This is a genomic window from Saccharicrinis sp. 156, from assembly GCF_050589685.1.
Lineage (GTDB): Bacteria > Bacteroidota > Bacteroidia > Bacteroidales > Marinilabiliaceae > Saccharicrinis.
Genome location: NZ_JBNGOS010000070.1, coordinates 1 through 14,543, shown reverse-complemented (window position 1 = coordinate 14,543; position 14,543 = coordinate 1). Strand labels below are relative to the sequence as shown.

Sequence of the window (14,543 nt, the reverse complement as noted above, 5' to 3'; positions counted from 1 at the left end):
AAGTGAAGCAGCGGAGTGTCTTGTTTTGAAACAATTTCAATGTGTAATAGATTTTCTAATGCATATTGCGGGTTAAACAGCGTTTAAATGCTTAAGTCCTATTATATAGGTGTTTAAACGCCATTTTGACATCGTTTGGAATTTAATTGAAAGTCAATTAATAGTCCTGTTTGGGGCTTCAGTTGTGTTGTTTAAGCTTGGCATTACTAATGGCTAATAGGTAGGGTTTGCTATATCACTACTTGCTTACCGTAAAATGACTTTCTAACATCGTATCGTTTCCACAGTTATCGGTAATTATCAATTTAAAATTGTATTTGCTGCCCTTTTCTATGGGGGCCTTTGATAGCGGGCAAGTTAATTGATCCGATTTTGCATCATATTCGCAAAGTGTCCATTTGTTGTTTAAAAAACATTTGTAGGAGCCTATGCCAGAGAAATTGTCTTTAATTTTAAATAGGAATTTCGAATGGGTCTTAAATACCCTGCCACGTATGTTTTGGAGCGCTCTAATAGTTGGAGCTATAGTATCAATAACCAAAGTATAATCACCAAAGCTTTTGGTAGCTAGTGCAATAGTGTTGTTATCTGTTTTTCCACCCGCATAATATTTCTTACCGGAACCATTAACGGTTGCCAGACATACTTTGTTGCCAAACTCTTTTAGCGAATTTGGAATCTGAATCGAAATATTCATGTATTTATGCAATGGAGTGTGTTTGTCTCCGATTTTATAAAGAATACTTCCTTCGGGACTCGCTTTTTTAATAAGTTCCATCTCAATATCTTCATATAAAGCGCCTTTAGGTATGGTGCACTGAATACCCTCGTGTTTTAGTATGTGTTCGGTGGTATAGGTTAATTTTGAATGAGCGGCGCTTGTATTAGTCGATTCTTTTCCTTTTAGTAACTTAAACTGTAAGTCGGCCACATTATTGGCAGCATCAAAAGCTTGAATGTGAACTGTTTTTGAAGTATCCATGGATATGATACCGTCGTTCTGTCGCGTACCATATACGCTTAACATATTGCCTGGTTGTCGAAAACACCTTTCAAATCGTTTTCCTTTTTTAGCTTTGTAGGCATAATCTATATGGCTGTTAATGTATCTCGATTCATCGAACGAAAAGCGATCCAGCTTCCAACTGTAGAACACTTGATCGTCCACTTTCATATTTAGTTGATAAACACCACATTTTTTCCATGAACCAGACATGTAATCCAACATTTCAATCCCAATACCTATCTTACCTGAAGCGTAAATTTTGGGGTTGCCTTTTAAATGGTAGGCGCCATCGTAAAATACAACAGGGTAATTTCTGGCTGAATGGCTTCCATTGATGGTGCTGTTATTTTCTAAGGTATATATTCTGATGTTCATTATTTTGGGACGAACATCATCTTTAATCTTATCCTGAAAAAAGAAAGGGTTGATCGGCTGTTCCGTTTCCGTATCTCTAATTTCGTAATGTAAATGCGGCCCGCCTGAGCTGCCGGAATTACCGGAAAACCCGATTATTTCCCCCTTTTCAATCTCTATTGTTTCTTTTGGGAAAAAGTCGATGGAGAATGATTCTATTTTATACTGTTCTGCCGTAATAATCGAATCTATTTTTGACGCGTAGTTTCTCAGGTGACCATAAACCGTCGTATACCCGTTGGGATGTTTAATATATATAGCATTTCCATATCCTACCGGCGACACCTTTATGCGTGATACGGTTCCTTTTTCCATACTTTTTACAGGTAGACCCACCTTCCCGTTGGTCGATAAATCTATCCCGGAATGAAAATGATTGGTTCTTAGCTCGGCAAAAGAACCACTCACACTCGGTGTTATGTCTATTGGAAAAAGGAAATCGTAGCGGGGCGATTGCTGAGAATAAACAAAGGGAGTGATTAAAAAGAAGATAACAATATATAAATTTGTGAGCCTCATCATTTAGTTTGATGTTTATGATTTATAGTTTGTGCAAAACAACTTGATGCCAAATCTGTTTAGCTAATACATTAAACTGCAAATTAAAACAAAAGGTTCCTGAAATACACTTTTTTTTGAGATGTAAAACATTAATTTTTAGTTATTCTCTTTAATTACTTAAACAGATAATGAAAAGAAAGCAAGCCTTTGTTTTTATTTTTTATTTGCAATGTTAACTTTGTATGGCATTTTTGTAAATATGGCGAGCGAAAATATAGAAATAGTACACAATTTACAACATAAAATATCGCGGTTGGTTGAACGTTACAGGAGTGCTAAATCGGAGAACGAGATTTTAAAAGCACAAAACGATCAACTCACCACCAAATTGGAAGAATCGGTTCGGGAAATGGCCGATTTAAAGGAAAAATACAATACATTAAAATTTTCTAAAACGATTGATGCAAAAGGTGGAGACGTTCACTTTGCTAAAATCAGGATTAACCAGATGGTGCGGGAAATTGATAAATGCATTGCTCTTTTAAACAGATAATTAGTTGCCGGTGGATGATAAACTTTCAATACGTGTGAATGTAGCCGATAGGTTCTATCCTTTGAAGATAGATCGTGCGGAGGAAGAGCGTATCAGGAAAGCAGCTAAAATGATCAACGATAAAGTATTACAATATAAACAACACTATTCAGATAAAGATCCCCAGGATTTTTTAGGAATGGCTGCATTACAGTTTGTAAATAAACTGCTTGAGTTGGAAGAGAAAAGAGATGTGTCACCTATAGTTGAAAAGGCCAGAGAGCTGGATCAGTTTCTGGGTGATATTCTTGAAAGAGAGTAAAATAGACTATATATATCAATAATATCCGCATTGTTTTTACATTTAGGTAAGGGTTACCTTAAATGTGATGGCGATTGCGGTTTTGTTTTATTTAATAACAATTGAAATGGAGATAGAGATTGGAATTGTTGCCCTGTTGGTGGGAGCCCTGGGCACATGGCTAGTATATGGCAAGATATTAAAATCACAAAGCCACAAAATATTACGGGAGGCCGAAACTAAAGCCGAGGTAATTAAAAAAGATAAGATATTACAAGCCAAAGAAAAGTTTTTACAACTTAAAAGCGATCACGAAAAAGAGATAAACACCAGAAACAACAAAATTTTATCGGCAGAAAACAAACTTAAACAACGGGAATCCGTCTTCACCCAAAAACAGGAGGAATTAGCACGAAAACGAAAGGAAACGGATGTTATCCGCGAGAATCTGGAAAGCCAACTGGAAATTGTGGAAAAGAAATCGGAAGCTTTGGACCGTCAGCAAAAACAACATGTGGAACAATTGGAAGCCATTTCCGGATTGACAGCAGATGAGGCCAAAAGTCAGTTGATTGAGTCATTAAAAGCGGAAGCTAAAACCGAGGCTATGTCGTACATCAACGACATTATGGATGAGGCAAAGATTAACGCAAACAAAGAGTCAAAAAGAATTGTATTACAAACCATTCAACGTGTTGCAACGGAGAATGCCATCGAAAACTCGGTAACCATTTTCCATATCGACTCGGACGAGATTAAAGGTAGGATTATTGGACGCGAAGGGCGAAATATTCGTGCACTGGAAGCCGCTACGGGTGTTGAAATTATTGTGGATGATACGCCGGAAGCCATTGTGTTAAGCGCTTTCGATCCAATGCGACGCGAGATTGCCCGTTTGGCTTTGCATCAATTGGTAACGGATGGTCGAATTCACCCCGCGCGCATCGAGGAAATCGTGAACAAAGTGCGAAAACAAGTTGAGGAAGAGATCATTGAAACAGGAAAACGAACCACTATCGACTTGGGTATTCACGGATTACACCCTGAATTGATCAAGCTGGTAGGTAAAATGAAATACCGTTCTTCCTACGGGCAGAACTTGCTACAACACTCTCGCGAAACGGCCAATTTATGTGCGGTGATGGCCAGCGAACTTGGGTTGAATCCTAAAAAAGCGAAACGAGCCGGTCTGTTGCACGATATTGGTAAGGTATCCGATGAGGAGCCAGAATTGCCACACGCCATCCTGGGGATGAAGTTGGCGGAAAAATATAAAGAGAAGCCAGATATTTGCAATGCCATTGGTGCCCACCACGATGAAATTGAAATGACCACCATGATGGCGCCAATAGTACAAGTTTGTGATGCTATTTCTGGTGCACGTCCGGGAGCCCGTCGCGAGGTTGTAGATTCTTACATCAAAAGACTGAAAGACCTGGAGACTTTGGCGCTGAATTATCCGGGTGTTTTAAAAACCTATGCTATTCAGGCAGGTAGGGAATTGCGAGTTATTGTAGGTAGCGAAAAAGTTAGCGACAAAGATGCCGAAACACTATCCTATGAAATTGCGAAAAAGATACAAACAGAGATGACTTATCCTGGACAGGTGAAGATCACAGTGATTCGTGAAACAAGAGCGATTAATTACGCCAAATAATGGTGTGTTGGTCATAAATTGTTAGCGAAGGTGGCGAAAGATTCCTATTTTGGGGCTCGTTATTATACCTACGCAATATTCTATGAATTCTAATCTGGAGAATAAAAATGTTTTAGTTACAGGTGGAGCCGGTTTTATCGGCTCTAACCTTATAGAAAGGTTGCTAAAACAAAACAATAATGTAGTTTGTCTGGATAATTTTGCAACAGGCAAACGGGCAAACATTGAACCTTTTCTTATAGATTCTTCCTTTAAGCTGGTCGAAGGTGATATCCGAAATCGGGAAGACTGTGATACAGCGGTCGCGGGGTGTGATGTTGTCCTTCATCAGGCGGCCTTAGGCTCGGTTCCCAGATCAATCAACGATCCGAAGACATCCAACGATGTTAATATTTCAGGCTTTGTGAACGTAATTCTTGCCGCCAGGGATGCAGGAATCAGGCGGGTTGTGTATGCAGCCAGTTCCTCAACCTATGGCGATAGTGAATCGTTGCCAAAAGTGGAAGATGTTATCGGTCGTCCCTTGTCGCCATATGCGGTTACCAAGTTTGTGAACGAGTTGTATGCGGATGTATTTGCCAAACTGTACGATTTGGAGTTGGTAGGTCTACGCTATTTCAATGTTTTCGGTAAGCGCCAGGATCCGGATGGAGCATATGCCGCGGTCATACCCAAATTTGTGAAATCATTGATTAATCACGAATCGCCGACGATAAATGGTGACGGTTCGTTTTCCCGGGATTTCACTTTTATCGATAATGTGGTTCAGGCAAATCAACTTGCCGCCACTGTTAACAATAGTAAGGCTGTAAACACAGTTTACAACGTGGCCTTTGGTGAGAGAACATCGCTAAATGAACTGCTGGATTATTTAAAAGAATATTTGTCGCCATACGATGCATCCATTAAAGATGTGAAAATCAATTATGGGCCGGAAAGGGTAGGGGATGTACCACACTCGCTCGCTTCTATTGAAAAAGCAAGGGAACTATTGGGTTATCAACCAGAATATAGTGTTAAAGAAGGATTAAAAAAGGCTATTGATTGGTACTGGAATAATCTATCGAAATAAATAATAATAAACCATCATAATCAGAAACATCATGGCAAAAGTTGCATTAATTACCGGAGTCACTGGACAAGACGGAGCTTATCTGTCAGAATTTTTATTGAAAAAAGGATATATCGTACACGGTGTTAAGCGTCGTTCATCTCTTTTCAATACAGATAGAATCGACCACTTATACCAAGATCCGCATGTAGATAACAAGAACTTTTTTCTTCACTACGGGGATTTAACAGATTCGACCAACTTGATCCGAATCATTCAGGAAACACAGCCTGATGAAATTTATAATCTGGCAGCGATGTCGCATGTTGCGGTAAGTTTCGATACTCCGGAGTACACAGCTAATGCTGATGGTATAGGTACTTTACGTATCCTTGAAGCAATTAGATTGTTAGGTTTATCAAAAAAGACCAAATTCTATCAGGCTTCTACCAGTGAGCTGTATGGTTTGGTACAAGAGGTTCCTCAGTCGGAAAAGACACCTTTTTATCCTCGTTCGCCATACGCCGTTGCCAAAATGTATGGATATTGGATTACGGTAAACTATAGAGAAGCCTATGATATATACGCCTGTAACGGGATATTATTTAACCACGAATCGCCCATAAGAGGGGAGACGTTTGTAACACGTAAAATTACAAGAGCGGTTGCTCGAATCGGTTTAGGGTTGCAGGATAAACTGTTTTTAGGAAACTTGTCGGCCAAACGTGACTGGGGACACGCAAAAGATTATGTGGAAGCGATGTATCTAATGTTACAACAGGATGCGGCGGAAGATTTTGTGGTAGCCACCGGCATTACAACCGAGGTTCGTGAATTTGTTCGTATGGCATTTAAAAACATTGGAGTAACTGTGGAGTTCAGAGGTGAAGGAGTGGATGAAAAAGGATATGTGGTATCTTGTGCGAACACTGAATATAATTTGCAAGATGGAACTTGTGTGGTAGAGGTTGACCCTCGATATTTCCGACCAACAGAAGTAGATTTGTTAATTGGTGATCCTAAAAAAGCCCATGATAAATTAGGCTGGAAACCTAAGTATGACCTAAAAATGTTGGTTGACGATATGATGCAAAGCGACATTAAACTGATGAAGAAGGACAAGTACCTGAAGGATGGAGGTTATAAGACCATGAATTATTTCGAGTAAAAACTAGAGATGAGATATGAGAATGGAGAGATGAGATAAATGATTAAGTTATGGCACAGATAAATAGTTTTAGACATTTAATCGTATAGCAAAAAGCTTATAAATCTTCAATGGAAATATTCCTTTTGACGAAAAGTTTTCCAAAAGAAGAAAAGTATTCTTTAGTTGATCAAATTAGGCGATCATCTCGTTCAATTTGTGCCAATCTTTCAGAGGCTTGGGCCAGAAGGAGGTGTGAAAAGGTATTTGTTAATAAATTAACAGACTGTTTAGGTGAGGAGTATGAGACAGAAACTTGGTTGCAATATTCATTAGATTGCAAATATATTGAAGAAAATGTATTTGTAGATTTAATGGACAAGTACGAAGAAGTAAGAAAAATGTTGATTTCCATGATTAATAATTCTGGCAAATTTTGCAAGTAATGATTATCCGATTGGAATTTTCCTCACCTCTCACCCCTCACCTCTTTTAATCTTCAAACATATAGTCTTATATAAAAGATATGGAAATAAATTCAAAAGTGTATGTTGCCGGCCACGGAGGACTTGTTGGTTCGGCTATAGTTCGCTCACTTCAGAAAAAGGGCTTTGGCAATATAATTGTAAAAACACGCAGCGAACTGGATCTGTTGGACGCAAAAGCTGTCGAGGCTTTTTTTGCTGAAGAAAAGCCGGATTATGTGTTTCTGGCTGCTGCCAAAGTGGGAGGTATTGTAGCCAATAATACGTACAGGGCCGACTTTATATACGAAAACATACAGATACAAAACAACGTTATTCATCATGCTTATAAATCGGGCGTGAAGAAGCTGTTGTTTTTAGGGAGTTCATGTATTTATCCAAAGGCTTGTCCTCAGCCCATGAAAGAAGATTACTTGTTGACGGATATACTGGAATACACCAACGAGCCCTATGCGATTGCTAAAATAGCTGGCATCAAAATGTGTGAATCGTACAACCTGCAATATGGCACCAATTTTATTTCGGTGATGCCGACCAATTTGTACGGACCCAACGATAACTACGATCTGGAAAAATCACATGTGTTGCCCGCATTAATTCGTAAGATGTATTTGGGCAAATCTTTGATGGAAAATAATTGGGTAAGCATAAACACAGACCTGGATAAAAAGCCTATTGAAGGAATTTCCGGTACACACGCAAAGGCTGATAAATTGGCTGTTCTGGAAAAATATGGCGTGGTAAAATCGGAGAGTGATGTATCGGTAAATCTTTGGGGTACAGGTAATCCACGGCGCGAGTTTTTACATTCCGATGATATGGCGGATGCTTGTGTCTACGTAATGGAAAAAGTAGATTTCGAGGATTTAAGGCAACCCAATAACAAAGAAATACGTAACACCCATATTAATATAGGTGTCGGTGAGGATCAGTCTATCAAGGAACTAGCGGAGCTGATTAAAGGGATTGTTGGCTTTGAAGGTCAATTGCTTTGGGACAGTGACAAGCCGGATGGTACCTACCAGAAATTATTGAATGTAGACAAGTTGATCCATCTGGGTTGGAAGGCAAGCATCGACCTTACGGAAGGAATTGAACGTGTTTTTACACAATATAAACAAGCCTGATGCGTTCATGTTGGAAACAAATTTATAAATATTATATTTGTCAATTAATTCTTACTAACAAAAACAAGTTGAAAATGAAAATCTATTTCCCAAAAATGATTTCTTGCTTCGCTATCGCAACTGCACTCATGCTATCGGCATGTGGAGGAGACGGAGGTGGCGATGAACCAGAACCAGAACCAACAGATTCGGCAAATCCAGTTATAACGGTTACTACACCAACAGCTACTGGTCAAACTTATCCTTTAGGTGGCACTTTCCAATTTACAGGAACGTTTACCGATGATTTGGATTTAAAAGAAGTGGAGTTTATTTTAGAAGACAATAAACCAACTTCAGCTGCATCTTTGAAAGCCGCAACAGGAGTTGAAGATGAGCCATGGGAGCCTGAAGCAGAAACGGTTGCATTATCAGGTAAAACTGGAGAAGTGAATAAAGGACTTTTTGGCGGTATTCCTGCGTCAGATATTTGGACTGGTTCTTATACCTTAACAATAACCTGTACGGATGCTGTTGGAAAAACTGCAACAAAAACGATTGATGTAACTCTTGAGTAGTTAAAAAATTATAAGGTTCATATACCTTAACTTAAAACATCCGATACATTTGTATCGGATGTTTTTGTTTTATGCCTATCTTATAAGTATGACTAATGATCATAAAATGGTTTGAAAGTCGGATCTATTTGTTTTTTTTGTAAATCCGAAAACACTAATCTTTAATTTGGGTTATAGGATGAGTAACCTCGAAAATAAATCAAAATATTGATGTTTAAGAGACCGAACACCATTTTACATATATACTGATTGCGGAACACTGGTTTCCCGCCAAAGTGTAAACTTTTTTTTGTGCCGGAATGTCCCTTTGTTCAAACTGATAACTGAATACGAAATATGGAATACAATTTTAATGAAATAGTTCCTCGTAAAGGAACAGATGCCTTTAAACTAGAGCTGAGAGAGATGTTTTTTGGGGCCAACGATGTATTGCCTTTGTGGGTTGCCGATATGGATTTTAAAGCTCCTCCGGCGGTTGTAAAAGCTATGCAGGACAGGGCCTCGCATGAGATTTATGGTTATACGGTACGCGACAAAAAATTTACGGGAGCTATATGCAGTTGGTTAAGGAATCAACATCAATGGAATATTGAAGCAGAATGGATTGAATTTTCCCCCGGTGTATTACCTTCCATTATGGTGGCTATTTATGAGTTTAGTGAGCCTGGGGATAAGGTAATCATCCAGACACCGGTATATCCTCCATTTTATTCTATTGTAAGCGAAAATGGAAGAGAGCTGGTTAAAAACAGTCTTATTGAAACAGCGGGTTACTATACCATGGATTTTGAGGCCCTGGAGGAACAGGCCAGTGATCCCAAAACAAAAATCTTTGTTTTCTCCAACCCACACAATCCTGTTGGCAGAGCTTGGAAACGCGATGAACTAAAACGCATTGCAGATATTTGCATCAAACATGATGTCTTAATCGTTTCCGACGAAATTCACAGCGATCTATGTTTGTTTGGCAACAAGCATCTGGTGATGGCCGACCTGTTTCCCGGGCTTGGCAATCGCATAATAACTTGCATGGCGCCCAGTAAAACTTTCAATGTAGCAGGATTATCAACTGCTTATGCTGTTATCTCGGACAAGAAATTAAAAGATCGTTTTCATAAAAGGCTTTGGGCAATGCAACAGCATATGGGTAACCTTTTTGGTGGTATTGCCCTGGAGGCAGCATACAACGATGGCGCAGAGTGGCTGGAAGCGCTAAAAAAGTACTTAGAGGAAAATGCTTTAATGGTGCGTGATTTTATTCAGCAGAATATGCCGGAAGTAGGGTTTGTGCTTCCTGAAGCAACTTATCTGTTATGGTTCGATTTTAGGAAGTGGGGCTTATCTCCGTCTAAACTTCGTAATGCCATGATTGAGATTGGTAAAGTAGCCATGAACGATGGCGTTTCATTTGGTGCCGAAGGAGCCGGTTTTCAACGTATGAATATTGGCTCTCCAAAAACAACTATAAAAGATGGCCTTCAGAGAATTTTAAAAGTCAGAAATGCGGTGTATAGCAGATAAATTTTCATATTCTTATGGCTCTTCCCTTAAGCCCTTAGGCTTGGGGGAAGTACCGCACCAATGGTGTGGGGATGGGGGTAACTTTGGGTAATCTAAAAACGCTTCCCTATATGTTGGTTTTTCTTAGTTAATTTCTCCCTTCTGCGCTTTATAACCGGAAACAAAAACACCGAAGCTAGTATGATTATTGTACCTGCATAAAAACCGCCTGTCATATGTTCCGATTGGCCGAAGATAAAAAAGGCCAAAATAATGCCATAGACGGGTTCCATATTAAGGGATAGAATCACCGTATAGGCTGAAAGTTCTTTCATAACATCCACACTAACCGCAAAGGCAAAGGCAGTACATATTAAGCCTAAAATTAATAAATAGGAACTATCTGAAAGACTAGGTGAAAAAAATGATGCCGAAAAACCATTAACGACCAACAGATAAACGGATATTCCCATAACCCCCCCAACCATCTCGTAAAAACTAATGAGTGTGGGATGAAATCGGGTGGTGTACTTTTTATTGAGAATCGTAAATATGGTAGCCAATACAGTGGCTATCAGTGCCACTGTGATTCCCATTTTGTAATTTACCTCATAGCTAAAAATCAAATAGATTCCCAGAACGATAAATATACCAATTAGAAATTCCAGCCAATCAATTTTCTTTTTAAAGAACATGGGTTCCAGTATACTGGCAAACATGGCCCCGGAGGACGTAACTCCTAAAGTTACTGAGATATTTGATATTTTAATGGCATGAAAAAAGGCGATCCAGTGAGCCGCAACCACCAATCCGATGCCAACTAGTTTTATCGCCTGGCTGCCCGGAATTAAAATCTGTTTTTTTTTATATAATAAATATGCAAACAGTCCTGCTGCGGCAATCAACATCCTGTACCAAACCATTTGTATAGCCGGCATTTCAATCAGTTTGCCCAATATGGCAGTAAATCCATAAATTAATACAATCAGGTGCATCCATATCAAGGATGATGAATGGGAACGTTTCAATTGGCAAACGGTTTAAAATAAATAGCAAAGTTAGTATTTAAGCAAGCAAACAATACCGATTTGTTACACTTAATTTTTTAAGGTTGATAATTAAATCTTGCCCATAAAAAAGTTTAAGGTATTGTAATTTTTATATTATCTTTAAGCTTTGGAATGAGTAATGAAATAATAATATCCAAAAACTGTCATCGAACCTGCACTTCATCTTTAAAACTAGATGATTACACAAGACGTTTTTCTTTTTTCTTATTCCTGATATTTAATGGGCTGACATTTTATGGTCGGTCTTTTTTTTGCTTTTTCGTCAACGAGTTTAGAAATTTCCTGTCGTTTTTGTTTTGTCAGAAAATAAATAATGAAATATCTAAAAGTAATTGGAGATTCCGACGTTGGGAATATCCCGTTTCCATGTGCAATCGCAACTTTGTAATCTCATTAAATAGTACAGATGCATGAAGAATAGAAGTTTAGTATCCATTAACGATTTTACCAAAGAGGAGATCCTGAAAATTGTAGAGTTGGCTGCGAAATTTGAAGCCAATCCAAACCAAGATTTGTTGAAGCACAAAGTGGTGGCCAGTTTGTTTTTTGAGCCTTCAACGCGTACCCGCCTGAGTTTTGAGACTGCCATCAACCGTTTGGGAGGAAGGGTAGTAGGTTTTACGGATGCGTCCTCGTCATCTACAACCAAGGGGGAGACCCTAAAGGATACCATAAAAATGGTGAGCAATTATGCCGACCTGATTGTGATGCGCCACCCACTTGAGGGGAGTGCGCGCTATGCATCGGAACAATCGAGGGTTCCCATCGTAAATGCGGGAGACGGCGCCAATCAGCATCCTACCCAAACCTTGCTCGACCTGTATTCTATTCAGAAAACGCAAGGTACGCTTGAAAACCTGAATATTTTTATGGTGGGCGACCTAAAGTATGGACGAACGGTTCATTCCCTATTGCAAGCCATGAGCCACTTTAATCCGGTGTTTAATTTTATCTCTCCCGAAGAACTTAGAATGCCCGACGAATATAAATTCTGGTTGGATTCAAAAGGTATTAAGTACTATGAACACGACGAGTTTACCGATATTGTTTCCAGGGCTGACATATTGTATATGACGCGGGTTCAGCAGGAACGATTCGTTGATCCGATAGAGTACGAAAAAGTGAAAAACGTTTATATATTAAAGAATGCGATGCTGGATAACACAAAGGACAATTTGCGTATCCTGCATCCGCTGCCGAGGGTAAACGAAATAGATACCGATGTGGATAGCAATCCAAAGGCATATTATTTTGAACAGGCCGAAAATGGTGTTTATGCCCGGATGGCTATTATGTGTTCCATTCTGGGATTAGCGTAGATTTAGTAATTATCAAGTATCTTCCTGCAATCCGGCGGGGCTGCCTGTTCCGAAACGGGTAAGGAAGGTCATCTAATCATCTATTAAGTAATGAGTAAAAAGAAAGAATTAAGTGTTAGTGCCATCAGAGAAGGTACTGTGATCGATCATATTCCAGCGGATTGTTTGTTTAAGGTAATCAGTATTTTAGGGCTCGACCAATGCAAGAATCTTATTACCTTTGGGACTAACCTGGGCAGTCACCGTTACGGAAAAAAAGCAATTATTAAAGTAGCCGATAAATTTTTCGCGAACGAAGACCTGAACCGTATTGCCTTGGTAGCACCCGATGCTCGTTTAAATATTATCAAGGAATACGAGGTGGTAGAAAAGAAATTTGTTACCGTCCCAAAGGAAATTGTGGGTATTGCGAAGTGTTTTAACCCCAAATGCATTACCAATAACGAAAATATCACCACTAATTTTTCGTTGGTAAACTCCAATGTTTTGGCATTAAAATGTCATTATTGCGAAAAGATTACCACTGAGGAACATCTTGAAATACTGTAAAATATGTCGAAAGTAGATTGGAAACCGGGGAACATGGTTTACCCTTTGCCTGCCGTGATGGTAACTGTTGGTAATTCGCCCGAAAACTATAATATCATCACCATAGCCTGGACCGGGACAATTTGTTCCGATCCGCCCATGTGTTACATCTCAGTTCGTAAAGGGCGACATTCCTATCCTATTTTAAAGGAAACGGGCGAGTTTGTCATTAACCTTACCACCAAAGATTTATCTTATGCCACGGATTGGTGCGGGGTGAGATCGGGCAGGCAGTATGATAAGTTTAAGGAAATGCACCTTACCCCAGGAAAAGCCAGTGTGGTGAGCGCCCCTATTATTGAAGAATCGCCTGTTAATATCGAGTGCAAGGTAACTCAGGTGGTGGAATTAGGTACGCACGATATGTTTATGGCTGAGGTGGTCAATGTTAAAGCAGATGAAAAGTTTATCGACGAGCGAAGTGGGGCGTTTTCGTTGTTTAAAGCAAAACTATTATGTTATTCGCACGGTAACTATTATGAGGTGGGTAAACGAATCGGTAAATTTGGCTATGCTGTGGAAAAGAAAAAACGTAAAAAAACCGTCAGAAAATAGTCATTGGTCCATGAGCATTGGCTATTGACCGCTGACTTATTTATATATCTTTGCCTCTCAATATTGTTAAGACATAAAGAAAATGAGTGTAGAAAAAGAATTAATAGCACGAAGTGGTTCAGTTTGTGAGTTGTGTGGTGCTTCGGACGACTTATCGGTTTATGAGGTACCATCATCTCCTGCAAACGAAAATATCTATATTTGTGCTACATGTAAAGAGCAAATAGAAGAACCGGATAAAGTTGATGTCAACCATTGGCGTTGCCTGAACGATAGCATGTGGAGTACCGTTCCAGCTGTACAGGTGATGGCTTGGAGAATGCTTAGTCGACTGCGGGCTGAAGGCTGGCCGCAGGATTTATTGGATATGCTTTATCTGGATGAAGAAACATTAGCTTGGGCACAGGCAGCGGGTGATGGAGAAGAGGATGAGGATGCCGTTAAACATATCGATAGTAATGGCGTTCAATTGCAGGCAGGTGATACTGTTGTGCTAATCAAGGATTTGAATGTTAAAGGAGGTGGTTTTACTGCCAAAAGGGGAACTGCAGTAAGAGGTATTGGTTTGGTGCACGATAACCCGGAACATATTGAAGGCAGGGTGAATGGTCAGCAAATTGTTATACTTACACAATATGTGAAAAAGACAAATTAAAAGTATCCGCACGGCTAACCCGGTCTTCTATAAGAGATTTCAAGAGGATATATTTGTTGCATGAAAAAATCAAGAAGG

General features: G+C 39.4%; 14 protein-coding genes and 1 pseudogene. 13 read left to right on the top strand and 2 right to left on the bottom strand.

Annotation, left to right across the window (positions count from 1 at the left end; translation table 11 throughout):
* Positions 1-238: 238 nt before the first annotated feature.
* Positions 239-1,942 (bottom strand): M23 family metallopeptidase, encoded by a 1,704-nt coding sequence (locus ACRD64_RS24535; protein WP_430937152.1) that lies wholly within the window; start codon positions 1,940-1,942, stop codon positions 239-241.
* 238 nt (positions 1,943-2,180) lie between these two features.
* Between ACRD64_RS24535 and ACRD64_RS24530 the strand changes: the two genes are divergently transcribed.
* The 9 genes and pseudogenes from ACRD64_RS24530 (at position 2,181) to ACRD64_RS24490 (ending at position 10,299) form a co-directional block, all read left to right on the top strand.
* Positions 2,181-2,474, top strand: coding sequence for a hypothetical protein (locus tag ACRD64_RS24530; protein ID WP_430937150.1), 294 nt, complete (start codon positions 2,181-2,183; stop codon positions 2,472-2,474).
* 10 nt (positions 2,475-2,484) lie between these two features.
* Positions 2,485-2,775 carry a cell division protein ZapA gene (locus ACRD64_RS24525; RefSeq protein ID WP_430937148.1) on the top strand — a complete coding sequence of 97 codons (291 nt, stop codon included), beginning with the start codon at positions 2,485-2,487 and terminating at the stop codon, positions 2,773-2,775.
* Positions 2,776-2,881: 106 nt separating this feature from the next.
* Positions 2,882-4,411, top strand: a complete 1,530-nt coding sequence (gene rny, locus ACRD64_RS24520; RefSeq protein WP_430937146.1) for a ribonuclease Y — start codon at positions 2,882-2,884, stop codon at positions 4,409-4,411.
* A gap of 82 nt (positions 4,412-4,493) precedes the next feature.
* On the top strand, positions 4,494-5,483 hold the full coding sequence (locus ACRD64_RS24515) for an SDR family oxidoreductase (protein ID WP_430937144.1): 990 nt from the start codon (positions 4,494-4,496) through the stop codon (positions 5,481-5,483).
* A gap of 31 nt (positions 5,484-5,514) precedes the next feature.
* The gene (gene gmd / locus ACRD64_RS24510; protein WP_430937142.1) at positions 5,515-6,630 is read left to right on the top strand and encodes a GDP-mannose 4,6-dehydratase; all 1,116 of its coding nucleotides are present in this window, start codon (positions 5,515-5,517) and stop codon (positions 6,628-6,630) included.
* 101 nt (positions 6,631-6,731) lie between these two features.
* Positions 6,732-7,055: pseudogene (locus ACRD64_RS24505) on the top strand (four helix bundle protein); the annotation flags it as partial.
* A gap of 80 nt (positions 7,056-7,135) precedes the next feature.
* Positions 7,136-8,221: a GDP-L-fucose synthase family protein gene (locus ACRD64_RS24500; RefSeq protein ID WP_430937140.1), complete on the top strand. Its 1,086-nt coding sequence runs from the start codon at positions 7,136-7,138 to the stop codon at positions 8,219-8,221.
* Positions 8,222-8,295: 74 nt separating this feature from the next.
* Positions 8,296-8,778 (top strand): DUF4625 domain-containing protein, encoded by a 483-nt coding sequence (locus ACRD64_RS24495; protein WP_430937138.1) that lies wholly within the window; start codon positions 8,296-8,298, stop codon positions 8,776-8,778.
* Positions 8,779-9,114: 336 nt separating this feature from the next.
* A complete protein-coding gene (locus ACRD64_RS24490; protein WP_430937136.1) occupies positions 9,115-10,299 on the top strand; it encodes a MalY/PatB family protein in 1,185 nt (394 codons plus the stop codon).
* Between the two features lie 92 nt (positions 10,300-10,391).
* Here ACRD64_RS24490 and ACRD64_RS24485 read toward each other — a convergent pair whose 3' ends face one another.
* Positions 10,392-11,306, bottom strand: a complete 915-nt coding sequence (locus tag ACRD64_RS24485; RefSeq protein ID WP_430937134.1) for a DMT family transporter — start codon at positions 11,304-11,306, stop codon at positions 10,392-10,394.
* 452 nt (positions 11,307-11,758) lie between these two features.
* Between ACRD64_RS24485 and pyrB the strand changes: the two genes are divergently transcribed.
* The 4 genes from pyrB (at position 11,759) to ACRD64_RS24465 (ending at position 14,465) form a co-directional block, all read left to right on the top strand.
* Positions 11,759-12,667 carry an aspartate carbamoyltransferase gene (gene pyrB / locus ACRD64_RS24480; protein WP_430937132.1) on the top strand — a complete coding sequence of 303 codons (909 nt, stop codon included), beginning with the start codon at positions 11,759-11,761 and terminating at the stop codon, positions 12,665-12,667.
* 90 nt (positions 12,668-12,757) lie between these two features.
* Entirely contained in the window at positions 12,758-13,216 is a 459-nt protein-coding gene (gene pyrI, locus ACRD64_RS24475) for an aspartate carbamoyltransferase regulatory subunit (RefSeq protein WP_430937130.1), read from the top strand.
* A gap of 3 nt (positions 13,217-13,219) precedes the next feature.
* Positions 13,220-13,810 carry a flavin reductase family protein gene (locus tag ACRD64_RS24470; RefSeq protein WP_430937128.1) on the top strand — a complete coding sequence of 197 codons (591 nt, stop codon included), beginning with the start codon at positions 13,220-13,222 and terminating at the stop codon, positions 13,808-13,810.
* Between the two features lie 82 nt (positions 13,811-13,892).
* Positions 13,893-14,465, top strand: a complete 573-nt coding sequence (locus ACRD64_RS24465; RefSeq protein ID WP_430937126.1) for a PhnA domain-containing protein — start codon at positions 13,893-13,895, stop codon at positions 14,463-14,465.
* The last annotated feature ends 78 nt before the right edge of the window (positions 14,466-14,543 follow it).

Excerpts from the sequence above, each read along its gene's own strand:
- ACRD64_RS24535 (WP_430937152.1), bottom strand. The coding sequence starts at position 1,942 with ATGATGAGGCTCACAAATTTATATATTGTTATCTTCTTTTTAATCACT.
- ACRD64_RS24530 (WP_430937150.1), top strand. The coding sequence starts at position 2,181 with ATGGCGAGCGAAAATATAGAAATAGTACACAATTTACAACATAAAATA.
- rny (WP_430937146.1), top strand. The coding sequence starts at position 2,882 with ATGGAGATAGAGATTGGAATTGTTGCCCTGTTGGTGGGAGCCCTGGGC.
- ACRD64_RS24515 (WP_430937144.1), top strand. The coding sequence starts at position 4,494 with ATGAATTCTAATCTGGAGAATAAAAATGTTTTAGTTACAGGTGGAGCC.
- gmd (WP_430937142.1), top strand. The coding sequence starts at position 5,515 with ATGGCAAAAGTTGCATTAATTACCGGAGTCACTGGACAAGACGGAGCT.
- ACRD64_RS24500 (WP_430937140.1), top strand. The coding sequence starts at position 7,136 with ATGGAAATAAATTCAAAAGTGTATGTTGCCGGCCACGGAGGACTTGTT.
- ACRD64_RS24495 (WP_430937138.1), top strand. The coding sequence starts at position 8,296 with ATGAAAATCTATTTCCCAAAAATGATTTCTTGCTTCGCTATCGCAACT.
- ACRD64_RS24490 (WP_430937136.1), top strand. The coding sequence starts at position 9,115 with ATGGAATACAATTTTAATGAAATAGTTCCTCGTAAAGGAACAGATGCC.
- pyrB (WP_430937132.1), top strand. The coding sequence starts at position 11,759 with ATGAAGAATAGAAGTTTAGTATCCATTAACGATTTTACCAAAGAGGAG.
- pyrI (WP_430937130.1), top strand. The coding sequence starts at position 12,758 with ATGAGTAAAAAGAAAGAATTAAGTGTTAGTGCCATCAGAGAAGGTACT.
- ACRD64_RS24470 (WP_430937128.1), top strand. The coding sequence starts at position 13,220 with ATGTCGAAAGTAGATTGGAAACCGGGGAACATGGTTTACCCTTTGCCT.
- ACRD64_RS24465 (WP_430937126.1), top strand. The coding sequence starts at position 13,893 with ATGAGTGTAGAAAAAGAATTAATAGCACGAAGTGGTTCAGTTTGTGAG.